Source organism: Thalassospira mesophila (genome assembly GCF_002115755.1).
GTDB classification, from domain to species: Bacteria; Pseudomonadota; Alphaproteobacteria; order Rhodospirillales; family Thalassospiraceae; genus Thalassospira; species Thalassospira mesophila.
The window spans coordinates 129,307-154,633 of sequence record NZ_JFKA01000006.1; the positions used below are offsets into that span (position 1 = coordinate 129,307).

Annotated in this window: 24 protein-coding genes; 14 read left to right on the forward strand and 10 right to left on the reverse strand. The window is 54.3% G+C overall.

Annotated features, from left to right (window positions below; genetic code table 11):
• Nucleotides 1–2: 2 nt before the first annotated feature.
• From hydA to TMES_RS14515, 6 genes are all read right to left on the reverse strand, one after another.
• Nucleotides 3–1,418, reverse strand: a complete 1,416-nt coding sequence (hydA, locus tag TMES_RS14490; RefSeq protein ID WP_085583776.1) for a dihydropyrimidinase — start codon at nt 1,416–1,418, stop codon at nt 3–5.
• A complete protein-coding gene (locus TMES_RS14495; RefSeq protein WP_085583778.1) occupies nt 1,411–2,109 on the reverse strand; it encodes a GntR family transcriptional regulator in 699 nt (232 codons plus the stop codon). The genes hydA and TMES_RS14495 overlap by 8 nt, the downstream gene beginning before the upstream one ends.
• The gene (locus tag TMES_RS14500) at nt 2,109–3,389 is read right to left on the reverse strand and encodes a TRAP transporter large permease (RefSeq protein ID WP_085583780.1); all 1,281 of its coding nucleotides are present in this window, start codon (nt 3,387–3,389) and stop codon (nt 2,109–2,111) included. Before TMES_RS14500 ends, TMES_RS14495 begins: the two co-directional genes overlap by 1 nt.
• Nucleotides 3,386–3,940, reverse strand: a complete 555-nt coding sequence (locus TMES_RS14505) for a TRAP transporter small permease (RefSeq protein ID WP_085583782.1) — start codon at nt 3,938–3,940, stop codon at nt 3,386–3,388. The genes TMES_RS14500 and TMES_RS14505 overlap by 4 nt, the downstream gene beginning before the upstream one ends.
• On the reverse strand, nt 3,937–4,923 hold the full coding sequence (locus TMES_RS14510) for a TRAP transporter substrate-binding protein (protein WP_085583784.1): 987 nt from the start codon (nt 4,921–4,923) through the stop codon (nt 3,937–3,939). The genes TMES_RS14505 and TMES_RS14510 overlap by 4 nt, the downstream gene beginning before the upstream one ends.
• A 378-nt stretch (nt 4,924–5,301) precedes the next feature.
• Nucleotides 5,302–6,606: an L-fuconate dehydratase gene (locus tag TMES_RS14515; protein ID WP_085583786.1), complete on the reverse strand. Its 1,305-nt coding sequence runs from the start codon at nt 6,604–6,606 to the stop codon at nt 5,302–5,304.
• A 116-nt stretch (nt 6,607–6,722) separates the two neighbouring features.
• On the opposite strand from TMES_RS14515, the gene TMES_RS14520 reads away from it, so the two are divergent.
• The 11 genes from TMES_RS14520 (at nt 6,723) to TMES_RS14570 (ending at nt 17,121) form a co-directional block, all read left to right on the forward strand.
• Entirely contained in the window at nt 6,723–7,502 is a 780-nt protein-coding gene (locus TMES_RS14520) for an IclR family transcriptional regulator (RefSeq protein WP_085583946.1), read from the forward strand.
• 155 nt (nt 7,503–7,657) lie between these two features.
• Nucleotides 7,658–8,704: an aldo/keto reductase gene (locus TMES_RS14525; RefSeq protein WP_085583788.1), complete on the forward strand. Its 1,047-nt coding sequence runs from the start codon at nt 7,658–7,660 to the stop codon at nt 8,702–8,704.
• Nucleotides 8,704–9,561 (forward strand): amidohydrolase family protein, encoded by an 858-nt coding sequence (locus TMES_RS14530; protein ID WP_085583790.1) that lies wholly within the window; start codon nt 8,704–8,706, stop codon nt 9,559–9,561. The genes TMES_RS14525 and TMES_RS14530 overlap by 1 nt, the downstream gene beginning before the upstream one ends.
• A gap of 81 nt (nt 9,562–9,642) precedes the next feature.
• Complete coding sequence (locus TMES_RS14535) at nt 9,643–10,941, forward strand: ABC transporter substrate-binding protein (RefSeq protein WP_143589667.1); 1,299 nt, start codon at nt 9,643–9,645, stop codon at nt 10,939–10,941.
• Nucleotides 10,942–11,077: 136 nt separating this feature from the next.
• Nucleotides 11,078–11,971 (forward strand): carbohydrate ABC transporter permease, encoded by an 894-nt coding sequence (locus TMES_RS14540; protein ID WP_085583794.1) that lies wholly within the window; start codon nt 11,078–11,080, stop codon nt 11,969–11,971.
• Nucleotides 11,968–12,831, forward strand: a complete 864-nt coding sequence (locus TMES_RS14545) for a carbohydrate ABC transporter permease (protein ID WP_143589668.1) — start codon at nt 11,968–11,970, stop codon at nt 12,829–12,831. The genes TMES_RS14540 and TMES_RS14545 overlap by 4 nt, the downstream gene beginning before the upstream one ends.
• 22 nt (nt 12,832–12,853) lie before the next feature.
• Complete coding sequence (locus TMES_RS14550) at nt 12,854–13,939, forward strand: ABC transporter ATP-binding protein (protein WP_085583796.1); 1,086 nt, start codon at nt 12,854–12,856, stop codon at nt 13,937–13,939.
• A 12-nt stretch (nt 13,940–13,951) separates the two neighbouring features.
• Nucleotides 13,952–15,067: a mandelate racemase/muconate lactonizing enzyme family protein gene (locus TMES_RS14555; protein WP_085583798.1), complete on the forward strand. Its 1,116-nt coding sequence runs from the start codon at nt 13,952–13,954 to the stop codon at nt 15,065–15,067.
• A gap of 7 nt (nt 15,068–15,074) precedes the next feature.
• A complete protein-coding gene (locus tag TMES_RS14560) occupies nt 15,075–15,398 on the forward strand; it encodes an L-rhamnose mutarotase (protein ID WP_085583800.1) in 324 nt (107 codons plus the stop codon).
• Nucleotides 15,399–15,473: 75 nt separating this feature from the next.
• Nucleotides 15,474–16,208 carry an SDR family oxidoreductase gene (locus TMES_RS14565; RefSeq protein WP_085583802.1) on the forward strand — a complete coding sequence of 245 codons (735 nt, stop codon included), beginning with the start codon at nt 15,474–15,476 and terminating at the stop codon, nt 16,206–16,208.
• Between the two features lie 70 nt (nt 16,209–16,278).
• The gene (locus TMES_RS14570) at nt 16,279–17,121 is read left to right on the forward strand and encodes a fumarylacetoacetate hydrolase family protein (RefSeq protein WP_085583804.1); all 843 of its coding nucleotides are present in this window, start codon (nt 16,279–16,281) and stop codon (nt 17,119–17,121) included.
• Between the two features lie 72 nt (nt 17,122–17,193).
• On the opposite strand, the gene TMES_RS14575 is transcribed toward TMES_RS14570, so the two are convergent.
• Nucleotides 17,194–17,583: a cupin domain-containing protein gene (locus TMES_RS14575; protein WP_085583806.1), complete on the reverse strand. Its 390-nt coding sequence runs from the start codon at nt 17,581–17,583 to the stop codon at nt 17,194–17,196.
• Between the two features lie 140 nt (nt 17,584–17,723).
• Here TMES_RS14575 and TMES_RS14580 point away from each other — a divergent pair, with 140 nt between their 5' ends.
• Complete coding sequence (locus TMES_RS14580; protein WP_158091243.1) at nt 17,724–18,206, forward strand: hypothetical protein; 483 nt, start codon at nt 17,724–17,726, stop codon at nt 18,204–18,206.
• 12 nt (nt 18,207–18,218) lie between these two features.
• On the opposite strand, the gene TMES_RS14585 is transcribed toward TMES_RS14580, so the two are convergent.
• The 3 genes from TMES_RS14585 to TMES_RS14595 are packed head-to-tail and all read right to left on the reverse strand — an operon-like array spanning nt 18,219 to nt 22,804.
• A complete protein-coding gene (locus tag TMES_RS14585) occupies nt 18,219–19,631 on the reverse strand; it encodes an efflux transporter outer membrane subunit (RefSeq protein WP_085583810.1) in 1,413 nt (470 codons plus the stop codon).
• A gap of 15 nt (nt 19,632–19,646) precedes the next feature.
• Nucleotides 19,647–21,605 carry a MacB family efflux pump subunit gene (locus TMES_RS14590; protein WP_085583812.1) on the reverse strand — a complete coding sequence of 653 codons (1,959 nt, stop codon included), beginning with the start codon at nt 21,603–21,605 and terminating at the stop codon, nt 19,647–19,649.
• A gap of 2 nt (nt 21,606–21,607) precedes the next feature.
• A complete protein-coding gene (locus TMES_RS14595) occupies nt 21,608–22,804 on the reverse strand; it encodes an efflux RND transporter periplasmic adaptor subunit (RefSeq protein ID WP_085583814.1) in 1,197 nt (398 codons plus the stop codon).
• A gap of 221 nt (nt 22,805–23,025) precedes the next feature.
• On the opposite strand from TMES_RS14595, the gene TMES_RS14600 reads away from it, so the two are divergent.
• The gene (locus TMES_RS14600; protein ID WP_245835442.1) at nt 23,026–23,739 is read left to right on the forward strand and encodes a response regulator transcription factor; all 714 of its coding nucleotides are present in this window, start codon (nt 23,026–23,028) and stop codon (nt 23,737–23,739) included.
• The gene (locus TMES_RS14605; protein ID WP_085583816.1) at nt 23,736–25,295 is read left to right on the forward strand and encodes a sensor histidine kinase; all 1,560 of its coding nucleotides are present in this window, start codon (nt 23,736–23,738) and stop codon (nt 25,293–25,295) included. The genes TMES_RS14600 and TMES_RS14605 overlap by 4 nt, the downstream gene beginning before the upstream one ends.
• The last annotated feature ends 32 nt before the right edge of the window (nt 25,296–25,327 follow it).

The window sequence follows — 25,327 nt, forward strand, 5'->3', positions numbered from 1 at the left end:
TTTTAACGGATACGGTCATTCGATGGGGAGCGGAAAAGATGTGTGCCAAAACCGGGGTCGCCGACGATATGCCCGTCATCCGCAACGGTTTTTCCCCGCAGCATCGTCAGGACAGGCCAGCCGGTGACCGCCATGCCTTCATAGGGGGTATAGTCGGAACCATGATGAAGAAGGGATTGGCTGATCGTGACTTTTTTGTTGGCATCCCAAAGTGTTATGTCGGCATCTGCCCCAATGGCGATGCTGCCTTTGCGGGGGGCCAGTCCATAAAGTTTCGCCGGGTTGGTGGACGTTAAGGCCACAAAACGTTCCAGCGAAATGCGCCCTTTGGAAACGCCTTCGGAAAACAGGATCGGCAAGCGGGTTTCAATACCCGGTATGCCATTGGGGATCCATTTGAATGACGTGCGGGCACCCGGGCGGTCTTTGCCTTGGCTATCGGCATAGCGAAAGGGGCTGTGATCGGATGAAAAAATATCAAAGGTGCCATCTTGAATGCCACGCCAGATGGCTTCCTGGCTTTCATGGTCGCGCGGGGGCGGTGAACATACATATTTCGCGCCTTCAAAATCCATATTCAGGCCGCGCATGTCATCCTGGGTAAGGGCGATATATTGCGGGCAGGTTTCAGCAAAAACCGTGCGCCCGCGATTGCGCGCCCACTGGATCTGTTCCATCGCTTCGCTTCCCGAAACATGAACGATCACAATGGGAAGATCGATTAATTCGGCATGGCTGATGGCGCGATGGGTTGCTTCGCGCTCGACAATCTGGGGCCGCGAAACACCATGGTAATAAGGTTGGGTCTGGCCTCTTTCTTCGAGTTTGCGCGTTAAATAACGAATGGCATCATGCCCTTCGGCATGGACCATAACCAGCGCGTTTTCACGCTTGGCGACATCAAAAACATCCAGCAACTCGCCATCGGACAGCATCATGTCGTCATAGGTCATAAAAACCTTGAACGAGGTGTAGCCATCTTTCACCAGGGCCGGAAGTTCCTGGCCCAATACCTGTGGGGTCGGGTCGGTGACGATCAGGTGAAAGGACACATCGGTAAACAGATTTCCTTCGGCCTGGCGGTGGTAATCTTCGACAACAGCGCGCAGGGAATCGCCCTTTTGTTGCAAGGCAAATGGCATAACGGTGGTTGTGCCCCCTGCCATGGCAGAGCGGGTGGCGGACATGAAATCGTCCGCCATGACAATACCATCCCCGGCTGGCTGGGAGATATGAACATGGGCGTCAATGCCGCCGGGTAAAACCAGCAGGCCGCTCGCGTCGATTTCACGGGTCGCACCGTCGATCTTTTCGGCGATGGCCACAATCCGACCGTCACGAATGCCAATGTCGCAGTTGATTGTATTGGCCGTTGTGCAAACCTTTCCGCCGCGAATGGCAAGGTCAAATTCAGTCATTTTCTTGCTCCGCTGGTTCAAGGCTTGCGTCACTGAGGGCTTTGACGGTTGCAATGCCGGTATGGTCAAGATGGACCTGCCAGATCGCGGCAGCGGCATCGGCATCGCGTTTTTCAAATGCGTCCATCAGTTGGTCATGTTCATCAAGGGCCTCGCGCCAGCGGTATGGATCGGCAATGGCAATGAACCGCCCGCGATTGGCGCGCACCATGAGTTTGGCGCGTGAGGACGACAAAACGGGATTACGTGCATAGTCGACAATCAGGTCGTGAATGGCACTGTTAAGCGGAAAATATGCGTCCTTGTCGTGCCGTTCGTAAGCCGCGTGCATGGTTTGATGCATGTCTTGCAGTTGGCCTAGTTCCTGTGCGGTGATGCGCGTTGCAGCCAGGCGGGCGGCAAGGCTTTCAAGGCCGGCGATCACTTCAAAAAGGTCGCGGGCATCTTCTTTGGTGTAGGCACAAACGCGCGCGCCGCGATTGGGCAGAAGTTCGACCAGGTTTTCCGATGCCAGAACTTTAAGGGCTTCGCGTAACGGGGTTGGCGAGACTTCAAGCTGTGCAGCCAATGCGGTTACCGGCACTTTTTTGCCCCAGGGCAAATCACCGACAATGATCATTTCGCGCAATGTTTCGGCAACCTGTTCGGGCAGCAAAAGACGCGACAATTTCTTTTTTCGTGTGTTCATCATCAATAGCCCATCGCCCGTGGAAGTGCCGTCACAATGTCGGGGAACAGCATGCAAAGAACCAGAACGCCATACTGCAAAAGCACGTAAGGCCAAATGTTGCGGATCAGTCTTGCCATGGGGAGTTTGGTTATGCCGCTCATGACGAAAAGAACAATGCCGACCGGCGGCGTCACCATACCGATAACCAGGTTGAAAACAAACAAAAAGCCAAACAAAAGCGGGTCAATATGAAAGCTGATGGCCACCGGTGCAAAAAGCGGCACCAGCATGATATAGGCGGCATTTGATTCGATAAACATGCCGACTGTCACCAGAATTAACATGACTAGGATCAGAAACATTTCGGGGCTGGAGGTGACCGATTGTAATAACCCGGCAATGCGGGCAGGCACCATATCGATGGTGAAAATAAAGGTCACGGCTGCGGCAAAGGCAATCAAGGCCCCCACCATGGCGGCCGAAACGGCGGCCCGAAACAGGGCATCAGGCAAATCGGATAATTTCAGTTCACGGGTGACAAACATGCCCATGACGAAAGCATAAAAAACCGAAATACCGGCCCCTTCGGTTGCGGTGAAAACACCACCGATGATCCCGCCAACCACCACAACCGGCATCAGCAATACCGGCAGGGCTTTCCATGTGCGAATGGCGAGTTCACGGGCCTTGAGGCGATTGCCGGTTAGTTTAAAACCACGCCGCCAGGAAATGAAACTGGCCAGTGCCATAAAGCCCAGTGTCAGAATAATGCCCGGGACGATACCCGACATGAACAAGCCACCCACGGAAACGCTTGAACCCGCCATCAGGGCATACACAATCATGGCGTTGGACGGTGGGATGATGGCGCCCAGATTGGCCGCCGATGCAATAACGGCACTTGAATAGCCATCGTCATAGGATTTACGCATCGATGGTACCAGAGTGGAGCCAAGGGCCGAGGCCGAGGCGACAGCGGCGCCGGTAACAGCGGCCAAAATCATGCCTGCAACAATAGCTACATGTGCAAGCCCGCCGTGCAAGCGACCCACCAGGGCATCAGCGAATTCAATTAACAGCCGCATAATGCCGGAACGCACCATTAACTCACCGGCCAGCATAAAAAGCGGGATCGCCATCAGTGGAAAACTGTCGACGGCATGCAGCATGCGTTGCGGCATAACCGAAAGATCAATGCCCCCGGCCAGCAACCCGATCAAAGAGGCCAGCCCCAGCGCAAAGGCCAGGGGCATGCCGATCACGGCCAGAACAAGGAAGGCAAGAATAACAGCGATTGTCATGCGGATACCTCGTTTTGACCATCAATGCTTGCCCATGTTGACGCCCCGCCCCATGCCAGCAGCAATAAATGCAAAAGACTGTGGCCTGCAGCGATGAGGACGGCGATATAGTAAACAGCAGAGGTGATATTAATGGTGGGCATCAGTTCCGCCCAGCCGTCTTGTGTGACCTGAAGCCCGAAATGGAAAACCACAATCATAAGAACGGCACCCAGCAGGGCCGACAGGCGAAATAACAGGTCTTGCAGGCGCGGTGAAAATTTGTTGACGACAACATCAATGCCAACGTGAATGCCAAAACGCACACCATGCGGAAGCGCCAGAAAGATGGTCCAGACAAATGCCAGGCGGGACATTTCGTCGGCCCAGTCAAGGGAATATGACAGGGCATACCGGCAGAACACCTGGGCAATAACCAGACATGTCATGAGGCCGATGGCAAAAATGACGACGCCTTTGGACGCGTAATCAATCCGGATCAGGGCTTTTTGGCAAGACGAGAAGAGCGAGCCTGCTTTCGCAGGCTCGTGCCGACCATGGGCGGGCATCATTTTGCTGTGACCTCGCTTTGAACCTTTTCGATAAGGGCCGGATCAATGCGTTTTTTTAGGCCCTCGATAACCGGTGCCGTCAGCTCACGCAGCTTTGCACGCACGTCATCGGGGATCGGGGTAAACACCATCCCGGCGGTAATCAAGGCGGCTTTTGCGGTGTCATCTTCCTTGGCAGCTTCGGCACGCTGGAAGGCAACGGCGTCGACCATGGCGTCATTGAGAATGCTTTGGTCTTTGGGATCAAGTTTGTCGAAGGCTTTTTTGTTTGCAACAATCGTGATGAAGTCGAAAACATGGTTGCTGTCGGAAAGGTATTTCTGAACTTCGTCGAACCGGCGCGTTTTAATGATCGAATAGGGGTTTTCTTCGCCGTCCAGAACGCCTTGTTGTAAGGCGGAATATACTTCGCTGATACCCATGGAAACCGGGCTGGCACCGATGGCGCGGAAGGAATCCAGATGGGTCTGGTTGGGTTGCAGGCGGATCTTGAGACCTTTCAGATCATCAACGGTTTTAATGGGCCGCACATTATTGGTAATGTTGCGCGGGCCAAGTTCCATCCAGCCCAGAACTTTAAACCCTTTATCGGACAGTTTCTGATCGACGATGGTGCCGACTTCGCCGTCAATGACGCGGAAAGCTGTGGCGCGATCCGGGTAGGTGAAAGGCATCGAAATTGCCTCAAGCTCGGGTACTGTCCGTGACAGATAAGCCGCCCCAATCCATGTGCCAAAAATTGCGCCAGACCGGGTCTGGTCAACGTTTTCCTGTGCGCCACCCAGTTGCATGTCGGGGAAAAGGTCGATCGTAAGGGCACCGTCGGTTTTTGTCTCGACGGCTTCTTTGAATTTCTGCATGGCGATGGAGCTGGAATGATCCGCCGCGAAGTTACCGCCAAAGCGCAATGTTTCAGCAGATGCCGGAGCAGCTACCAGGGCGGACAAACTTGCCGCAATGATTGTTCTTGTTAAGTTTTTCATCTGATCTTCCCGTCTTGCGTGTGAAGCCTCGGATGGATGTTTCCCTGTAGATAATGTGGCTTTGCCATCTTTAAGTTAGCGGCAACTATCGCGGCAGTTTTTAGCTTGCGCAAGTATTTTTTAAATAAAAAATTGAATTTATTATAAGTATTTGTTTTTATGTGGTTTTATCGATATTAAAATTGGAATGAAAGGTCGTTTGTTGCGGGATTCCGCAGAGCGACCCTATTAAGGACGCCACTGTTTTGGGCCATCGGCGGGCGGGAAGGTGTTCGAGCGGGCCGAGTAAAACAAAACCCCCGGCCGCGATAAAGGGCCGAGGGTTTGAAGATGACAGCGGCGCGAAACGCCTTGCGTCTTAGGAAGGGTGACGCTGTGTTATTGCCCTTCCTGCCAGACAATGCCGGTCGGGAAGGTGTGGTCGATAATGCTTTGTGGTTTCATGGTAATAGAGAAGCCCGGTGCTGTTGGCGCAATGTAACGGCCATTGCGGATGGTGCAGGGGTCTTCGAAATGTTCGTGTAAATGGTCGACATATTCCAGAACCCGGTCTTCGAGGGACGCTGACACACAGATATAATCGATCATGGACAGGTGCTGAACATATTCGCACAGGCCAACGCCCCCGGCATGCGGGCAGACCGGTTTGTTGAATTTTTTTGCCATCAGCAAAATCGCCATGATTTCGTTCACCCCGCCAACCCGGCAACTGTCAATTTGCACAACATCAATCGCATCGGCCTGAAGGAACTGTTTGAAGATGATGCGGTTCTGACAATGTTCGCCGGTGGCAACGCGAATGGGCGAAATACCATCGCGGATTTGTTTATGCCCCAAAATATCGTCAGGGCTGGTCGGTTCTTCGATAAACCACGGGTCGTAAACGGCCAGTTCTTTCATCCACGAAATGGCTTGGTCTACTTCCCAGTTCTGGTTGGCATCGATCATTAATTTACGGTCCGCACCAATAACATCGCGTGCGATCGCACAGCGGCGTTTATCGTCTTTGACGTCGACACCAACCTTAAGTTTGATATAGTTCCAGCCTTCATCAATGGCTTCCTGGCACAGGCGACGCAGTTTTTCGTCGCTATAGCCCAACCAGCCCGCCGATGTGGTATAGGCGGGGTACCCTTGCTGGCGCATTTCGTCGAACCGGGCCTGTTTGCCCGGTTCGGCGGCGCGCAAAATTTCAAGGGCATCGTCGCGGGTCAGCGCGTTGGTCAGATAGCGAAAATCAACGCAATCGACAAACTGTTCGGGCGTCATTTCGGCGACAAGCTGCCAAACCGGTTTGTTGGCAACCTTGCCCCACATATCCCAGATGGCATTGACAACCGCACCGGTTGCCAGATGCATCACCCCTTTGTCCGGGCCAAGCCAGCGTAACTGGCTGTCGCCGGTTAAATCGCGCCAGGTTTGTCCCATGTTGGTGGTAAGGTCGCCGAGCGATTTACCAATCAGCAAATGGGACATGGCCTTGATGGCGGCAACGCAAATATCATTGCCCCGGCCAATGGTAAAGGTCAGGCCGTGACCGGAAATATCGGCAGTGTCGGTTTCAATGATGACATAGGCAGCCGAATAATCCGGATCCTTGTTCATTGCGTCCGACCCGTCTAGCTGACGTGATGTCGGAAACCGGATGTCGATTGCCTTGATCCCTGTGATAACCGGATTCATGCCCTGTGCCTCGTTATTTTATAAATGGAACATCGTTTTAAATATGGTGTATTTTGGTGCTTGGCAAGACCCGTTTTTTACGAAAAGCTGCGGCAGATGACGAACAAGGGTTAAATATGTCCGAAGATATCAAACGCGTCTACAAAGCCCCGGCCCTGGAAAAGGGGTTGGAGATTCTGGAAATTCTGGCAGCCGAGCGCCGCCCGATGAGCATGGGGGCGATTGCAAGCGCCCTTGGCCGGTCCAAAAGCGAGATTTTCCGGATGCTCTCGGTGCTCGAGCAAAAGGGATATCTGGAGCGCAAAGACGGATCAGAACTGTTTCATATTACCAACCATTTGTTCGAGCTTGGGATGCAGGTGTCGCCGGTTTCAACCCTGTTGGAAGCAGCCTTGCCGCAAATGCGCCGTTTGGCGGCACGGGTGGGGCAGTCGTGTCATTTGGCTGTGCCATCGCGCGACCAGATGGTGGTGATTGCCCGGGTTGAAAGCCCGGAAGCCATCGGGTTTTCGGTGCGGGTGGGCTATCGGCGCAGCTTGGCCGATTCCGGGTCTGGCAAAGTGTTGCTGGCATGGATGTCGCCCGAACGGCGTGCGCCTTTGATGGAATATTTCGGCGAAAGACTGGGTGCATCGTTTAATGCCGAAGTATGGGAATATGAGCTAAAGGCCATTCGCGCCCGCGGATATGTTGACGTGCAAAGTACTGCCACGGTTGGCATTATCGACGTGGGGGCGCCGGTATTGCAGGGCGATGGCGGCGAGATCCTTGCCAGCCTGACCATTCCCTATCTGGGCGGGCCAAGCACGCCATATAAAGTGGCCGATACGGTGCCTTTCATTGTTGAAACGGCACAGGAAATTACCCGACTGACCGGATCGCACGGCGGACTGTAAAGCTCGTACCCTTTTAAAATAGCGCGATACAGGATGTTTATCGGTGGGTGTTTTACCCGTAATGGTCGTTTTGGTGTAAAATATAATTGAAATGATAGTTTAAATATGAAACGATCCCTTCCGTCGCAAAAAAGCGAGAGTGGGAGGATACGTTTATGGCCCGTCAGAAGCGCCAAATTGGTAATACCGGTTTAGATGTTAGTGTTCTTGGTTTTGGCGGTGCGCCGCTTGGTAACATGTATCGCCCGCTTGACGATGCGCAGGCGCACGAGACCTTGCAGGTGGCATGGGATTGCGGGTTTCGGTATTTCGATACCGCTCCGCGTTATGGCTATGGCCTGAGCGAGCGCCGCACCGGCGATTTTTTGCGCGGCCAGACCGAACCTTATATTCTGTCGACCAAGGTGGGCCGGTTGTTGCACCGGATTGACGGTGACATTCCTGCCGATCGCCCGTTTGTCGATGCGCTGCCGTTTGTTGAAGTTTACGATTACAGCTATGACGCGGTTATGCGCTCGGTCGAGGATAGCTGGCAGCGGCTGGGCCTGCGCCGCATCGACATTGCCTATATTCATGATATCGGCAGCCTGACCCATGGCAAGGATGCCCACCCGCGCCTGATGCGTGATGCCATGGAAGGCGGTGCGCGCGCGCTGGACGAGCTTAAAAAGGCCGGGTTGATCGGGGCCTATGGCCTTGGTGTCAATGAATGGGAAGTTTGCCTTGAAGCCCTGAAATCCACCGATATGGATGTTTTCCTGCTGGCCGGGCGCTATACGCTGCTCGAACAGGAAGCGCAGGAAAGCTTCCTGCCCGAATGTTTGCGCCGCAATGCATCGGTCGTGGTTGGCGGGGCGTTTAATTCCGGCATACTGGTGACCGGTCCCAAGCCGGGGGCGAAATATGATTATGAAGATGCTCCGCAGCATATTCTTGATCGTGCCACAAAAATTGAGCAGATTTGCACCGACCATAACGTGCCCTTGCCTGCCGCGGCCCTGCAATTTCCGCTTACCCACCCCGCTGTTGTATCGGTTATTCCCGGTGCCAGTTCGCCGCGCCATGTGACACAGGCGGTTGAGTGGGCAGAATTGCCAATTCCATCTGCCCTGTGGCGCGATTTGCGTGAACAGGGGCTGTTGCGCGCCGATGTGCCCGTGCCCGGTGAAGATTTGCTGGCAGGTGGCGGGGATGCATCGTGATGGCAAATGATATTGCCTTGATCGACGCCCACCAGCATTTCTGGCAAATCGATCGCGGGGATTATGGTTGGCTAACGCCGGAATTAACCGCCCTTTATCGCGATTTTTTGCCAGACGACCTTGCCCCGATTTTAACCGGGCAGGGCATTGCCAGAACCGTTCTGGTGCAGGCAGCCCCCAGCGTGGATGAAACCGGTTTTATGCTGTCGCTGGCCAGTGCGCATGATTTTATTGCCGGTGTGGTGGGCTGGGTGGATTTTGAAAACCCCGAAGCCGCCCTTGCCGATATTGCGCGGTGGTCCAAATACGACAAATTTGTCGGTGTGCGGCCCATGATACAGGATATTGAAGACCCGGCATGGATGTTGCGCGCCGATTTCGCCCCGATATATGAGGCCTTGATTGCGCGAAACCTTGCCTTTGACGCGCTGGTGCATCCGCGCCATTTGGCCAATTTGCAAATTCTGGCGCGGCGCTATGCCAGCTTGCGTATCGTGATTGACCATGCCGCCAAACCCAAAATTCGCAATGGTATTCATGGCCCCGATGCCTATGTCGAATGGGCGCGCATGATGGGTGAATTTACCGCACTTAAAAATGTGTATTGCAAGGTTTCGGGCCTGTTGACCGAGGCGGCACCCCATGCGGGCTTGCATGATTTGAAACCTTATCTGGATCATCTGCCCCGGGTTTTTGGCCCGGACCGGTTGATGTGGGGCAGCGATTGGCCGGTTTTGGGCATGGCTGCAAATTATGCTGACTGGGTGAAAATGACCCGGCAGTGGCTGGGCGCGTTTGCGCCAAAAGACGTTGAAAAGATTGCCGGAAAAACGGCAACGCAATTTTACCGATTGTAATTAAATGCCGGTCAAAACCGGCAGATCACGGAGGCTACGTTCATGAAAATAGGAAACAGGGCGTTTCTGTTTGGAAGTGCCATGTCGGCTGTCATTCTGTGCGGTGCGGGCCAGGCGGCCTTTGCCAAGGATGAAGTCATGGGGGATTTTTCGGGGGTAACCCTGAAAGCCAAGTTTATTGGCGGCAACCAGTACGAACCGCTTTATGCGCGCATTACCGACTGGGAAAAAGCCACCGGTGGCAAGGTTGAAATCATTTCAAAGAAAAGTCACTTTGAAATCGACAAGGAAATCAAATCCGATATCGCAGCGGGATCGACCGACTGGTGTGTGGGCTATAACCATGTCAGTTTTGCGCCGCAATATACCAATTTGTATACCGATTTGACGCCGTATATCCCGCAAGATACGCTTGATAAATACAACCCGTCTTTTATCGAAGCCGCCACCATTAACGGTGAATTGCAAATGTTGCCGCGCGCGCAGTTTGACGTTAGCGCGCTTTATTATCGCAAAAGCCTGTATGCCGACCCGAAAAACCAGAAGGCATTCAAGGAAAAATACGGCTACGCCCTGACCCCGCCCGATACCTTTGACCAGTTCAAGGATCAGGCGATTTTCTTTGCCGACCCGCCCAATTTTTACGGCACGCAATATGCTGGCAAGGAAGAGGCGGTTGTGGGCCGGTTTTACGAATTACTGGTCGCCGATGGCGGGCAGATGTTTGATAAAGACTGGAAGCCGACCTTTAATTCAGAATCAGGCCAGCAGGCCCTGCAATGGTTTGTTGACCTTTACAAGGCCAAAGCCGTGCCGCCGGGTGTTTTGTCCTATGTCTGGGATGATCTGGGCAGCGGGTTTGCCAGCGGCTCGGTCGCACTTGACCTTGATTGGCCGGGTTGGGCCAGCTATTTCAACGATCCCAAACAGTCCAAGGTGGCGGGTGACGTTGGCGTGATTGTGCAGCCCAAGGGCAGCAGCGGTAAACGTACCGGCTGGTCGGGGATGCATGGTTTTTCCATGACCAAGGATTGCGGTGACAAAAAAGCCGCCGCGTCGCTGATCTGGTTTTTAACCAACCATGACAGCCAGCTGTTTGAAGCCCAGAAAGGCCCGCTTCCAACCCGCACCAAGGTGTGGGACGATTTGATCGCCCAGGTCAAGGAAAGCGGCGATACCTATCGCGGGGAAGTTTTGACAGCCTTTCAGGAAGCCTCAAAACATGCCTTTGCGGTGCCGAAATTCCCGGAATGGGTCGAAAGCACCAACCTGATTTATCCTGAACTTCAGGCCGCGATTGTGGGCGACAAAACTGTCAAGGAAGCCCTTGATGACGCCGCAGAACGTGTGGGCGACATGATGGCCGATTACGGATACTGATCGGCCCATCGCTAAAACAAGCTCCCTCCCGATGGTGTGCCATATCTTTTAACCATCGGGATTTTGGGGCGGTTGACCCAAATATCAGCCGCCCTTTTTTCCCTTTTTCAGTTCATTTTTCGCGGTTGCCGAGCGCATGAAACGCAAATTTCTCAGCCCGCCAGTTTTGCTGCTGCTGCCTGCGATGATTATTATCGCCGCCGTGGTACTGGTGCCGCTGCTTCTATCGCTTTACACCAGCTTTACGCCCTTCAAATTAACCCGGCCCGATACCCTGTATCGCTGGATCGGGGTGCGTAACTATATGCGCCTGTTTGAAGATTATTATTTTTGGGCTGCTTTCCTTCGAACCTTTGTGGTTCTGACCATTGCCCTGAACGTTGAAATGCTGTTGGGGCTTGGTTTGGCCGTGCTGGTCAACAAGGCGGTGTCGGGCCAGCGTGCCCTGCGCACCATCATGATGTTCCCGATGATGTTTTCGCCGATCCTGGTCGGTTTCCAGTTTAAATTCATGTTTAACGACACGGTCGGGCTGGTTAACAACGCCCTGCAAAGCATGGGTATGGAACGGGTTATTCCGTGGCTGGTTGATGAACATCTGGCGTTATTTTCCATTTTAACTGCCGAAATATGGTCTTCGACCTCGGTTTTTGCAATTTTGATTTTGGCCGGTTTAATGGCGATCCCGCGTGATCCGCTTGAAGCCGCCCGGGTCGATGGTTGCACGCCGTGGCAAACATTTCGCCATATCACCCTGCCATATCTGATGCCGTTCATGTTTATCGCCATGACAATCCGCTCGCTTGATATCGCACGTGCCTACGACATTGTGCAGATCATGACGGCGGGCGGCCCGGCGCGCAGAACCGAACTGCTTTGGACGATGATTTCGCGGTCAGGTTATGTCGATGCCAATATGGGGCTGGCCAATGCGATGGCCTATATCTCGATCCTGTTGTCGATTTTCTTCACCTTTTATTTCTTTCGCAAACTGATGGCGGCACGCCGCTATATGGGGGGTGCGCAATGATGGTATCGCATGGGACACGCAAGATTTACCTGAAATGGTGCCGCTGGATCGGAACATTTCTGGCGATGTCGGCCATTTGCATTCCCGGTTTGTGGATTGTGCTGTCGTCTTTTCGGCCCAATGTCGAAATTCTGGCAAAACCGGCTGTGTGGATCCCGCAGGATCTGAATTTTGACCATTATGCGGCCATTTTCAGCTCCGATCCCGGTCAGGGGGCGGTGCCGGTCTGGAGCTATTTTCAGAACTCGCTGATCATTGCCACCACCAGCACGTTGATTGCCTTGCTGATTGGCATGGCCGGTGGATATGCCTTTGCGCGCTATAGCTTCAAGGGCAAAGACACGATGTTTTTAGGCTTTATGCTGTCGCGGACCGTGCCGGGCATTGCGCTGTCGTTGCCGTTATTCATGGTTTATGCGCGCCTGGGCATTATCGATACCGATTTTGGCATGATCCTGATTTACGTGGCGCTCAACCTGCCTTTCACCATCTGGCTGATTGACGGCTTTTTTCGCCAGGTCCCGCAGGAGCTTAATCAGGCCGCGCAGATTGATGGCTGTACGCCGTGGCAGGCGTTTTGGCTGGTGGAATTTCCGCTGGCGAAATCGGGCATTGCCTCGGCCGGTATTTTTGCCTTCCTGACCAGCTGGAACGAATTTGCCCTGGCAAGCCAGTTAACGCGATCAACCGCGTCTAAAACGCTGCCGGTCGGGCTGCTCGATTTTACATCGGAATTTACCATTAACTGGGGCGGAATGTGTGCGCTGGCGGTGATTATGATCGTGCCCGCATTGCTTCTGACCTTCATTGTGCAAAAACACCTTGTGGCCGGCCTTACCTTTGGCGGCGTCAAAGGCTAACCGGAACGGCAGGAATAGACAAATGGCTACTGTTACTCTTGAAAAAGTCGTCAAACGGTATGGGCCGATTGACGTTGTTCATGGCATCGACCTTGAGATTGGCCATGGTGAATTTGTGGTGCTGGTGGGCCCGTCGGGCTGTGGCAAATCGACCACGCTGCGCATGATTGCGGGGCTGGAGGAAATTTCCGGCGGGGCGGTAAAAATTGGCGAAAATATCGTCAATGATTTGCCACCACGGGATCGTAACGTCTCGATGGTGTTTCAGAATTACGCGCTGTATCCGCATATGACGGTGGCGGAAAATCTGGGCTTTAGCCTGAAAATTGCCAAACGCAGCAAAGACGATATTGAAAAACGTGTCGCCGAAGCCGCCGCCATTTTGGGCCTTGGCGATTTGATGGAACGTTTGCCCGGCCAGCTTTCGGGCGGGCAGCGCCAGCGTGTGGCAATGGGCCGTGCCATTGTGCGCCACCCCGATGTGTTTTTGTTCGACGAACCGCTATCGAACCTGGATGCCAAATTGCGCACCCAGATGCGGACCGAGATTAAAAAGCTGCATCAAAAGGTTAAAACCACCGTTATTTACGTGACCCACGACCAGATCGAAGCCATGACATTGGCCGACCGGATTGTGATTATGCGCGGTGGGCATATTGTACAGGTCGGCACCCCGATGGATATTTTCCATAACCCGGCCAACCTGTTTGTCGCCCAGTTTATTGGCAGCCCGCCGATGAATTTGGCCGAGGGGATTGTCGGCAGTAACGGCAAACTTACCCTTGCCAATGGGGATGTTTTAACACTTGCGCCCGATATGGCCGCCCGTGTGCCCGAAGGCACGGCTGTTACCCTTGGCGTGCGGGCCGAAGACCTTGCGATTGACGGGCATGGCCGCATTGGCAGCCATATCAGCACCATCAAAGCGGCGGTTAATTTGACCGAACCGCTTGGCAATGAAAGCCTTGTGTTCTTTGAATATGGCGGATCAGAATGGGTGACGCGGATGTTTAACCCGCGCGATATTGCGCCGGGCGAAACCATAACCCTGCATGTGAATATGGAAAGCATCCATCTGTTCGATAAAACCACCGAAAAGCGGCTGTAAGGGGGGCTTATCATGGCGATTATTACCCATGTCGATATCCGGATGGTGGATTTAAAACCAAAGGTCGTTCGAACCGACGCCATCCAGTCCTTTGTCAGTCAGGAAACGCCGATTGTCCGCATCACCGATGCCGATGGCGTGGTGGGCACGGGGTATAGCTACACCATTGGCACTGGCGGATCATCGGTGGTGGCGCTGCTGCGCGATCATTTGGCCCCGCAACTGATTGGCCGGGATGCGAATGATATTGAAGCGATCTGGCGCGATTTACTGTTTTCAAGCCATGCCACAACGGTTGGCGCAATTACATCGCTGTCGCTGGCTGCGATTGATACCGCGCTGTGGGATTTGCAATCGCGCAAAACCGGCATTGCGCTTTATCAACTGGCCGGTGGGGCCAAGGGCAAAATCCCGCTTTACACCACCGAAGGCGGCTGGTTGCAGCTTGAACAATCGCAACTGGTGGATGATGCGGTGGCGATGAAGGCCAAGGGCTTTGGCGGGGCGAAAATCAAGGTTGGCAAACCGCGCGGGGCCGAGGACGTGGCCCGGTTGCAAGCGGTGCGCGAAGCTGTTGGTAATGATTTTGAAATTATGACCGATGCCAATCAGGGGTTTGATCTGGCCGAGGCCATTCGTCGCGCCCGGCTGTTTGAACCGATTGATATTGCGTGGTTTGAAGAACCGTTACCGGCCGATAACGTTGTCGCCCATCAACGGCTGGCGGCGTCAACCTCGCTGCCGGTTGCGGTGGGTGAATCGATGTATAGCCTGGGGCAGTTTCGCGAATATCTGGCGATGGATGCCTGTTCGATTGTGCAGGTTGATGTGGCGCGTATTGGCGGCATTACACCGTGGCTAAAGGTTGCTCATCTGGCGGAAAGTTTTGATGTTGCCGTCTGCCCGCATTTCTTGATGGAATTGCACGTATCGCTGTGCTGTGCCGTGCCCAACAGCCGCTGGCTGGAATATATCCCGCAGCTTGATAGCCTGACCCATAGCGGGCTGGATATTGTTGATGGTCACGCGGTGCCGTCAAACCAGCCGGGGCTGGGCATTGACTGGGACTGGGACGCGATAGAAGCACAACAAATGTTCACACCCATCACCATCACCATCAGCAATTGAGGCCGTTATGAAACGTGTTGGCATGGTCATTCATGTAAAGCCGGAAAAACTGGCGGAATATAAAAAACTCCATGCGGAGCCATGGCCCGGCGTGATTGCCGCTCTGAAAGCCCATCACGTTCATAATTATGTGATTTATCACCATGCCGATTTGCTGTTTGGTCATCTGGAATATGACGGCGACGATTTTAAAGCCGACATGGCCGAGATCGCCAAAGACCCGGTAACACAGGAATGGTGGAAACAGACCGACCCGTGCCAGTCCCCGCTTGCAACGCGCAAGGAAGGCGAATGGTGGGCCGAGATGGAAGAAGTTTTTTACATGGCATGAAGGTGTGGCACCGATTGCACCCGTTACACCCTTTTTATGACCCATCAGATTTGACCAGAAACGCAGGAGAGCGAAATGGCAGGAAGACTGGCCGGTAAAACCGCCATCGTTACGGCTGCAGGCCAAGGCATTGGCCGGGCAACCGCAGAAATGTTTGTCGCCGAAGGGGCAAAAGTCATTGCCACCGACATTAACGAAGATGCTCTGGCGACCCTGTCGGGCATGGAAACCCGCAAGCTTGATGTTACCGATGGTGCCGCCATTGCCGCCTTTGGCAAGGAAACCGGGGCGGTGGACATTTTGTTTAACTGTGCCGGGTTTGTGCATCATGGCAGCATTCTTGAGTGCGATGAAGACGCCTATGATTTCAGCTTTAACCTTAATGTGCGCTCGCAATATCGCATGATGCGCGCCTTTTTGCCCGCCATGCTGGAAAATGGCGGTGGGTCTATTGTTAATATGTCGTCGGTGGCATCCTCGGTAAAAGGGGTGCCGGTGCGCTTTATTTACGGGGCGACCAAGGCCGCGGTTATTGGCATGACCAAATCGGTTGCGGCTGATTTTGTCGGCAAGGGCATTCGCTGTAACGCCATTTGCCCCGGCACGGTCGAAAGCCCGTCGCTGGAACAACGTATGTCATCGCAGGGCGGCGACTTTGCCGAAGTCCGCAAGGCATTTGTTGCCCGCCAGCCGATTGGCCGCATTGGCCAGCCCGGCGAAATTGCCGCTCTTGCCACTTATCTGGCCTCAGACGAGGCAAGCTATACCACCGGCACCATTCATGTGATTGACGGCGGCTGGGTAAACTGATCCATTCAGGATCTCTCCGGTTTTGGGTTTTGACCCTTAATTCACACAAAACCAAAAGGACAAATGTTCAATGAAACTGTTACGTTATGGGCCGGTTGGCGCAGAAAAACCCGGTCTTCTTGATGCCAATGGCACCATCCGCGATCTTTCCGGCGTGATTGCCGATCTTGATGCGTCGACGATTTCGCAGGAAACGTTTGATAAAATTGCCGCCATCGATGCGACAACGCTGCCCGAAGTTTCCGGCGATCCGCGCATCGGCGCCTGTGTTGGCCGCCCTGGCAAATTCGTCTGCATCGGGCTTAACTATTCTGACCATGCGGCTGAAACCGGCATGGCCGTGCCGCCCGAACCGGTGATTTTCTTTAAGGCCACCTCGGCCGTGTGCGGCCCGTATGACAATGTTGAAATCCCGCGCGGCTCGGAAAAATCCGACTGGGAAGTGGAACTTGGCGTTATCATTGGCAAAGAAGCTAAATATGTCGACGAAGCCAACGCGATGGACCATGTGGCCGGGTATTGCGTGGTTAATGACCTGTCCGAACGTGCGTTTCAGATCGAACGGTCCGGCCAGTGGGTAAAGGGCAAAAGTGCCGACACCTTCGGCCCGGTCGGTCCCTACCTCGTCACCCGTGACGAAGTAAAAGACCCGCAAAACCTGCCGATGTGGCTGACGGTCAACGGCCATAAATATCAGAATGGCAGCACCAAAACCATGGTCTATGGCGTGCAGTTCCTGATCCACTACCTGTCACAATTCATGAGCCTGCAACCGGGCGACATCATTTCAACCGGCACGCCCCCCGGCGTTGGCATGGGCCAGAAGCCGCAGGTTTACCTGAAAGCCGGTGACGTTATGGAACTGGGCATTGAAGGCATGGGTAGCCAGAAGCAGACAACCGTACAGGCTTAATCGCCCACACGCTGTTTAAAGACCCGTATTTTAGAAAGTCGCCATCTGTTTAACCACGGATGGCGGCTTTTTCTATTCTGGCGGCACATTAAAACTGTTGGGCAGGGACACCCAGATCACGGTCTGCGCCTCTGGCGAATGGCGCGAGAGATGGCCTTTGCCATGGGTATCTTCCACCAGTACAAAGCTGCCCGCCGCCACATGGCGCACCTCGCCATCACTTGTTTCGTAATCCACAGCCCCATCCAGCCGAACCGTCAAAACAGGCTCCGGCACCGTATGCCACGAAACCTCGCGCATCCCGGTCGGAATATGCGTGATGCGAACCCGTGACGCCGGATAACTCGCCGTCACATCAAACGGCACAGCCTCGGGATGCACCGTGCGCTTTGTCGTCGGCAATTCAACTTCATCAAAATGTGATTCCCCGTCCGGGGCGGCGTAGATTCGGAGGCATTTCATGGTGTTGTGTTCCGTCTTATGTCTATTAGGTACCGTATATTAAATGTAGCCAAATAATCAAAGAGTTGTTTGAATTTTTCTTCGATTGACTGATTATTTATGTGAGATTTATATTTTTTGGAACCGTGGTTTTTAATAAAATGGGTGGCGAAATGGATGCGTTTTCTGTAATTGCTGGGAATATAATATCTTTCTTGGCTTTGATCCTTTCTGGGTATGCGACTGTAAAAACAGTTTCCTTTAATCGGGCGCAACAAAAATTGCTCAAAAATCAGGAGTTTCTGAGCACAGTAGATATGAAAAAAGCAATGGAATATATGAGGAAGATAAATAAAGCTGACGTAATCGCAACTGTGGAGAAACAAATAAGTGGAAAATATGTTATTTTAATTTCAAACGATGGTTCTGCCGCAGCAAAAGACGTCAATATATCTTTTCCTGACGGGGATGCACCTGTTCCGATGAATGCGATAAATTCAAAGTTTCCTCTGGAAACTTTATATAAAAGCCAAAGTGTAGAGTTGTCTGTCTTTTTAGCAATGGATGCGAAAAGAAAGCATCGATTGAATGTCACTTGGGAAGATGAAGAATTAAATGAAAAAGAGATTTTTCTTACGTTTTAGCCGTTCATTGTGTCAATAAATATCATCGCCACCCAACGCCTGATACAGCGTCACCAAATTCAAAATCTGGTTGAGCTGGTTTTGCAGGAGCGATTCTTCGGCGGTGCGGCGGTTTTCCTGGGCGTCCAGCCAATCCTGTATGGAGACGGCACCGGCGCGAAAGCGGGTTTCGTAGATGCGTTCGGCGTTGCGTGCGTTATCTAGGGCAGCGCGCAGATTTTGGGCCTGTTCCAGATAATGATCGCGGGCGGACAAGGCGGTTTCAACGTCGCTAAACGCCTGATACAGGGTTTGGCGATAGGTTGCGATATCCTGTTCGTATTGGGCTTGCGATACCTTGATGTTCAGCTGGCCTTCGTTCCAGTTCAGGAACGGCAGGGCGAGGCTGGCACCCAGCGTACCAATCGGGTTTTGCAGGAAGTTGCGCAACTGGTCGCTGCTGGTACCGAGTTCGCCGGTCAGGTTCAGGGTGGGCAGCAGGCTGGTTTTGGTGGAGTTAAGCTGCGACACATCTTCGCGCAGGCGCAGTTCGGCGGCTTTGATATCGGGGCGACGGTCCAGCAAGGTGGCGGGCAGGCCCGAGGCGACAATTGGCAGGCCGTTATCGGGCAGGGTATTGCGCGCGATTTCCATGTTTTGCGGTGGCTGGTCAAACAGGATCGAAAGCGCGTTTTTATTGGCCTTCAGGCTTTGTGCAATTTGAGTATAATCGGCCTGCTGGCTTTCAAGGCTGCGGCGGGATTCATAAAGTTCCAGCGAGCTTGACGCCCCGCTTTCATATTGCACGTTCACCAGTTCCAGTGTTTTGCGCGCATAATCAATGCTGGCCTGGGCAATGGCAAGGCGTTGCTGGTCATACACCGTTTGCCAATACAGATTGGCCGTGGTGCCGGTGAGGGTTAAGGCGGTGCTGGCACGGTCTTTTTCGGTGGCAAGGGCTTCCCATTTTGCCGTGTCATAATCGTTGCCAAGTTTCCCCCACAGATCAACTTCGTAGCTGACACCCGAGGTGGTGCCATAACTGCGCGAGATATTGCCATTATCGAGGTTGCGCGAGGTGGAGCTGTTGGCGGTCGCCGAAAGGTCGGGGAACAGGTCGGTTTTGGCAATGCCTGCCTGCAACTGGGCCTGACGGACCTTGATGGTGGCGGCGGCAAGGTCGTTATTGCGTGCAAGGGCATCGGCGACAAGCTGGTTTAGCGCATCGTCGTTAAAATTATGCCACCAGTTTGACGGGGCAAAGGCCGCGTCCTTGCCGGGGATGGTGGCTTTGTTGTTGCCGTTAACATTGCTGTCGCTGGCCGAATACCAGCCATTGGGCACGCCAACATCGGGCCTTGAATAGCTGACTTCTTTCAGGCTGGAACAACCCGCAAGGATCAGCAGCGACAGAATGGTTCCGGTCTTGAGGGTGGATTTAAGCATTTTCAAAATTCTCCATCAGTCCCGGTTCAAGGCATCGACAGGGTTTAAGCGGGCGGCACTGCGCGCGGGTAAAAAGCCGAACAACACCCCGATCATGGTCGAGCAGGCGAAAGCCGCAACGATTGAGGTGGTGGAGTAAATCATTTGAAATGCCGTTCCCAGCATGTCGAACAACACCCCGAACAGTAGGGCCAGCGATACGCCCAGCGCCCCGCCGATCAGACATACCAGCACCGCTTCGATCAGGAACTGGCGCAAAATATCGCCCTGTCGTGCGCCAACGGCCATGCGCACGCCAATTTCGCCGGTGCGTTCGGTAACCGATACCAGCATGATGTTCATAACGCCAATGCCGCCCACAATAAGCGAGATAACCGCGATGGAGGACACCAGTAGGGTCAGCGTTGCCGTCGTGGTTTCAATGGTTTGGCGGATGGTATCGGTGTTGATGGTGAAAAAATCGCGAATACCGTGGCGCTTTTCAAGGAAGTCGCCAATTTTTTGTTCGGCCAGTTTGGTATCCACCGCGTCGGCGACGCGCACGGTGATGCTGGTCAGGTAATTTTGCCCGGTCAGGCGTGTCATCACGGTGGTGTAGGGCAGCCAGACATTAAGGGTATCGCCCCGGCCAAAGGCGCTGTCGTGTTTTTTGGTTACGCCAATCACGCGCACCGGGACAGAACCCAGCAAGATCACTTTGCCCAGCGGGTCTTCGCCATTGGGGAACAGTTTGTCGCGGGTGTTATTGTCGATAATGGCATCCTGATCGCGGTTTTGCACCGATCGCTGGTTAAACCAGATACCCTGATCCATTTCATAGCCGCGCACCCGGTCGTAATTAACCCCGACGCCGGTGACGGCCGATGTAACCTCGATATTGCGATAACGAAGGGTAACACTGGCAGAAACGCTGGGCGTGACGCTATCGACATAATATTCATCATCCAGCGCGGTGGCGTCGTCCGCCGTTAAGGTGCGGATGCTGTCGGCATCGCGGTCGCCAAAATCCTGCCCGCGTCGAATGTCGATGGTGTTGGTGCCAATCGAACTAATGTCGGCCAGCACCTTTTCGCGCGACCCGGTGCCAAGGGCAACGACAGACACGACCGAGGCAATGCCGATGATAATGCCCAGCATGGTGAGGAAGGTGCGCAAACGGTGCGCCGCCATTGCCACCAGCGCCATTTTAAAGGCTTCGCCAAAGCGGCTAAATTCGGCCCACAGGCGGTTGCCCGATGGTTTTTTGGCAATCGGGGCGGGGGTGGCGGTGTCGTTGCCATTGGCTGCGGTCTGGCGTTCATCGCGGATGATTGCGCCATCGAGAATCTCGATCACCCGTTCGGCATGGGCGGCAACGTTGGGGTCGTGCGTAACCAGAATTACCGTGTGGCCATCGGCGTGAAGGTCGCGCAAAAGGGCCAGGGTTTGCTCGCCGCTTTTGCTGTCCAGTGCGCCAGTGGGTTCGTCGGCCAATATCACATCGCCGCCATTCATCAGCGCACGCGCAATACTGACACGCTGTTGCTGCCCGCCTGAAAGCTGGCCGGGGCGGTGATGGGTGCGGTCCGATAGCCCGACTTTATCAAGCAGGTCATGGGCGCGGGCGTGGCGCTGGCTGGCGGAATAACCGGCATAAATGGCGGGGACTTCAACATTGCCGAGTGCTGTCAAGTCGGACAGCAAATGATAACGTTGAAAGATAAAGCCGAAATATTCGCGGCGCAGGGCGGCCAGTTCATCGGGTTCCAGCGCGTCGGTGGCGCGGCCATTAACGCGGTATGTGCCCCGTGTGGGCCGGTCCAGACAGCCCAGAATATTCATCAAGGTCGATTTGCCAGAGCCCGACGCGCCCATAATGGCAACCATTTCACCGCGTTCGATAGTCAGGTTAACGCCTTTTAGCACGGCAATTTTCTGGTCGCCTGCGGGGTATTCGCGCCACAGGTCGGTAATTTCGATTAACGGTGCTGCCATGATCAGAACATCATCCCCCGTGGGCGACGAATGCCGGAACTGTCAATGACAACGCCACTGGCGGCCCCAATCACAACATTGTCGCCTTCGGCAACGCCCGATGTGATTTCGGCTTTGACATTGGTGTTAAGCCCGACTGTGACAGGCACCTGTTTGACCACGGTTTTACCGTCGCCAGTGGTATCTTCGATTTGCACATATTGTTTGTCATCCTGCCCGCTTATCAGGGCGGAAGATGGAATGATTAATGCGTCTTTGACCGATTTTAAAATGATGGTGACTTCGGTGGTCATGGCAATGCGCAAAATGCCATCGGGGTTGGGTACATCAAACAGGGCGTTGTAATAAACCGCCTCGTCATCGGCGATGCCGTCGTCATTGTCGTCTATTTCATCGGGGGCGGGTTCGATTGCGCGCAGGGTGGCGTGGTATTTGGTGTCCGGGTCGCCCAGAATGGTGAAATATACGTTTTGCCCCGGTTTGACGCGAATAACATCGGCCTCCGATATTTCGGCCTTGACCGTCATGGTATCAAGCTGGGCCAGCTTGATGATGGTCGGTGTGGTTTGCACCGCATTCACCGTTTGCCCGACCTTGACGGGCAGGGACACAACCGTACCATCCATGGGTGCTTTGATTTCGGTATAGCCAAGGTCGATCTGGGCGGTATCAACTGCGATTTTGGCTTGGTCTATTTCGGCATTTAACGCGTTAATTTCGGCCTTGGTCACGGCAAGGGTGGCGGTGGCGGTTTCAAGGTCTTCTTGCGGGCTGGCATCGAGGCGGCGCATCTTTTGCTGGCGTTCATAGGCCTGTTGTGCCTGGCGCAGGGTAGCCTTTTTTGAGGCCAGTTGTGCCTGAATATTGGCAAGGTTGGCCTTGGCATCGCTCAGGGCATTTTGCTGGGTCGAGGGATCAATCTCGGCGATCAGGTCGCCTTGTTTGATGACATCGCCCAGGGCGACATGCAGTTTTTGAATTTGGCCCGAAACCTGGGCGCCGACCGACACCAGTTGATAGGATTCAAGCGCCCCGCTTGCCAGAACTGTGCTTTCCAGATCGCCGCGCGTCACCTTGGCGGTGACATAGCCGGGCGCTGTTTCGGGCGGAAACAGATAATCGCGGCCAAACCACCCGCCAGCGGTCAGCAGGATGATAATGACAATGATGGTGGTGCGATGGGCGAGCAGTTTTTTCATGGGAATCCGTTATGCTGAATTCTTGAAGCGTCGGTATGGGGCGAAAGGCACGAACAAAACAATCGTTTCCGACCTTATCGTGATCCTAGATAGCATTCATTGATCCATCATGGGGTGAGCAGGGCGAAAAACATGTGTAAGCGATGTGTAAAGCTGGGCGATATGGCCTTTGCGCGGTGAGTTCGAGCGGTATGATGCATTCAGATTTGGAGAAGACAGTCGTGAGTCGCATACTTCTGATTGATGATGACACCGAACTGGGCGAGATGCTGGCAGAGTATCTGGACGGCGAAGGTTTTGAAATTACCGTGGTACATAATGGCCGCGACGGCATTTCGCATGCCCTGTCGGGCGATTATGAAATGGCGTTACTTGATATCATGATGCCCGGCATTGGCGGGATAGAGGTTTTGCGCCAGGTGCGCGCCCAAAGCCGCATGCCGATTATCATGTTAACCGCCAAGGGCGATGATGTGGACCGGGTGGTGGGGCTGGAGCTGGGGGCCGATGATTATATTCCCAAGCCCTATTACCCGCGTGAACTGGTGGCGCGTATTCGTGCCGTTTTGCGCCGTGCGGGCGGGAATGATGGCGATGGCGCAGCCAATAGTGATGGCAATAGTGATAATGCCAAACTGGTCAACGGCCCGGTGATGCTTGACCCCGCCCGGCGGCTGGCGGCCTATGGCGGGCAGGAAATGGATTTAACGGTTTCAGAGTTCAATTTGCTTGAAACCCTGATGCGGGCCAACGAGCGGGCCCTGTCAAAAAATGAATTGTCGCTTACCGTGCTGGGCCGCCCGCGCGAAGTATATGACCGGTCAATTGATGTGCATATGAGCAACCTGCGCCAAAAGCTTCAGCAGGTTAGCGGGGATGCATCGGTGATTGAAACCGTGCGCGGCTTTGGCTACCGGTTAAGGCCGGGCCTATGAAGGGGCGGCTTTTCTGGAAAATTCTGGTTGGTTTTGCCATTACCTTTATCGGTATTGCCGAAGGGGTGTGGTTGCTGTTTCAGTTTTATGGTCATCCGCCCATCCCCTATTTTATCGGGTATTTGTCGGCAACCGTGCCGGGCTATGTCGAAATGGCGGCCCATGCCACCACGCGCGGCGGGGTGCCCGCCCTTGAACAACTGGTTGCCAATTGGCCCAGCGCCGAGGCGGAACGATTTGAATTCACCCTGCTATCGCCAGAACAGGCCGCAAAACAGGCCGCATTGGCCCCGCACACAGCACCAGATAGCGCCGAGCTTGCCCAATGGTCGCAAAAAACCGGCAACCCGACCGCGCACCTGACGCCCGAACAGCTTCGGGATGGATATCAGGTGGCGCGCCAGGTGTGGGATACCGGGCAAATTGACCGTGCGGTTCAGGCCCCCGACGGGCAATGGGTGCAATTGTCTTTTGATGTGCGTGATATTGTGGGGCAAATTCCCCGTGACCGGCATTTGAATGTGCCCATGCCCATGATTATTGCCGGGGTGGTTGGCGGGCTTATTTTTAGCGCACTGTTGGCGTGGTATTTAACCCGGCCGATTTTGCAATTGCGACGCGGATTTGAGGAATTGTCCTCGGGCGAAATGTCGCATCGGTTACGTCCGAAAATGGGCCGCAGGCGCGATGAAATTGCCGATCTCGCCCGCGATTTTGACCATATGGCAGATCGCCTGCAACAATTGATCGGCGCGCGTGATCGCCTCTTAAACGATGTATCGCACGAATTGCGATCACCGCTGGCGCGGATGCAACTGGCCGTCGGGCTGGCGCGGCAAAAACCCGAACGGGTGGAAAGCTCGCTTGACCGTATTGAAAAGGAAACCATTCGCCTTGACGAACTTGTCGGCGGGTTGTTGACCCTGTCGCGGGTGGAAAGCGGGGCGGCGCATCAAACGGTTTATATGGATCTTGATGATTTTTTAGGCCGTGTGATTGGTGATGCCCGCTTTGAAGCCGATGGGCTGGGCATTGAGGTTAAAACCGATCTGGCGGTGCGGCGCACCCACGGCGGCGCGGTGCCAGTGGTGCAGGGCAATGCCGAATTATTGCGGCGGGCCTTTGAAAACGTGATCCGCAATGCCCTGCATCATACCCCGGCGGGGCAACAGGTGGATATTGCCGCCCGTGCCGATTTTGACCGCCAGCTTTTTGATATTACCATTGCCGATCGCGGGCCGGGCATTGCCCCGGACATGCTTGAAACGGTGTTTGATCCCTTTACCCGCGATGTCGGGATAAAACCCGAAAACACACAAGTTGGCCCCGTGCATCCTGCGCCAGTCCCGCATGTCGCCGTCGCCAGCGGCAGCACCGCCGGGCCGTCTGGCGGGTTTTTTGCCAGCAAATCGGGGTTTGGTCTTGGCCTTTCAATTGCCCAGCGCGCCATTTTGGCCCACGGGGGCACCATTGCCGCGCAAAACCGCGCGGGGGGCGGGCTGATTGTGCGCATCACCCTGCCCTTTACCTTGCGGATTGACAGCGACCTCGTGTGACCGCGCGGCAATTTACCAAACTTGCCAAACAG

What these genes read in the sequence shown, in the direction of transcription:
- TMES_RS14520 (WP_085583946.1), top strand. Translation starts at nt 6,723, where the DNA reads ATGTCCGAAGATATCAAACGCGTCTACAAAGCCCCGGCCCTGGAAAAG.
- TMES_RS14565 (WP_085583802.1), top strand. Translation starts at nt 15,474, where the DNA reads ATGGCAGGAAGACTGGCCGGTAAAACCGCCATCGTTACGGCTGCAGGC.
- TMES_RS14550 (WP_085583796.1), top strand. Translation starts at nt 12,854, where the DNA reads ATGGCTACTGTTACTCTTGAAAAAGTCGTCAAACGGTATGGGCCGATT.
- TMES_RS14525 (WP_085583788.1), top strand. Translation starts at nt 7,658, where the DNA reads ATGGCCCGTCAGAAGCGCCAAATTGGTAATACCGGTTTAGATGTTAGT.
- TMES_RS14530 (WP_085583790.1), top strand. Translation starts at nt 8,704, where the DNA reads ATGGCAAATGATATTGCCTTGATCGACGCCCACCAGCATTTCTGGCAA.
- TMES_RS14535 (WP_143589667.1), top strand. Translation starts at nt 9,643, where the DNA reads ATGTCGGCTGTCATTCTGTGCGGTGCGGGCCAGGCGGCCTTTGCCAAG.
- hydA (WP_085583776.1), bottom strand. Translation starts at nt 1,418, where the DNA reads ATGACTGAATTTGACCTTGCCATTCGCGGCGGAAAGGTTTGCACAACG.
- TMES_RS14500 (WP_085583780.1), bottom strand. Translation starts at nt 3,389, where the DNA reads ATGACAATCGCTGTTATTCTTGCCTTCCTTGTTCTGGCCGTGATCGGC.
- TMES_RS14505 (WP_085583782.1), bottom strand. Translation starts at nt 3,940, where the DNA reads ATGATGCCCGCCCATGGTCGGCACGAGCCTGCGAAAGCAGGCTCGCTC.
- TMES_RS14560 (WP_085583800.1), top strand. Translation starts at nt 15,075, where the DNA reads ATGAAACGTGTTGGCATGGTCATTCATGTAAAGCCGGAAAAACTGGCG.
- TMES_RS14590 (WP_085583812.1), bottom strand. Translation starts at nt 21,605, where the DNA reads ATGGCAGCACCGTTAATCGAAATTACCGACCTGTGGCGCGAATACCCC.
- TMES_RS14540 (WP_085583794.1), top strand. Translation starts at nt 11,078, where the DNA reads ATGAAACGCAAATTTCTCAGCCCGCCAGTTTTGCTGCTGCTGCCTGCG.
- TMES_RS14595 (WP_085583814.1), bottom strand. Translation starts at nt 22,804, where the DNA reads ATGAAAAAACTGCTCGCCCATCGCACCACCATCATTGTCATTATCATC.
- TMES_RS14555 (WP_085583798.1), top strand. Translation starts at nt 13,952, where the DNA reads ATGGCGATTATTACCCATGTCGATATCCGGATGGTGGATTTAAAACCA.
- TMES_RS14510 (WP_085583784.1), bottom strand. Translation starts at nt 4,923, where the DNA reads ATGAAAAACTTAACAAGAACAATCATTGCGGCAAGTTTGTCCGCCCTG.
- TMES_RS14545 (WP_143589668.1), top strand. Translation starts at nt 11,968, where the DNA reads ATGATGGTATCGCATGGGACACGCAAGATTTACCTGAAATGGTGCCGC.
- TMES_RS14495 (WP_085583778.1), bottom strand. Translation starts at nt 2,109, where the DNA reads ATGATGAACACACGAAAAAAGAAATTGTCGCGTCTTTTGCTGCCCGAA.
- TMES_RS14515 (WP_085583786.1), bottom strand. Translation starts at nt 6,606, where the DNA reads ATGAATCCGGTTATCACAGGGATCAAGGCAATCGACATCCGGTTTCCG.
- TMES_RS14585 (WP_085583810.1), bottom strand. Translation starts at nt 19,631, where the DNA reads ATGCTTAAATCCACCCTCAAGACCGGAACCATTCTGTCGCTGCTGATC.
- TMES_RS14580 (WP_158091243.1), top strand. Translation starts at nt 17,724, where the DNA reads ATGGGTGGCGAAATGGATGCGTTTTCTGTAATTGCTGGGAATATAATA.
- TMES_RS14575 (WP_085583806.1), bottom strand. Translation starts at nt 17,583, where the DNA reads ATGAAATGCCTCCGAATCTACGCCGCCCCGGACGGGGAATCACATTTT.
- TMES_RS14605 (WP_085583816.1), top strand. Translation starts at nt 23,736, where the DNA reads ATGAAGGGGCGGCTTTTCTGGAAAATTCTGGTTGGTTTTGCCATTACC.
- TMES_RS14570 (WP_085583804.1), top strand. Translation starts at nt 16,279, where the DNA reads ATGAAACTGTTACGTTATGGGCCGGTTGGCGCAGAAAAACCCGGTCTT.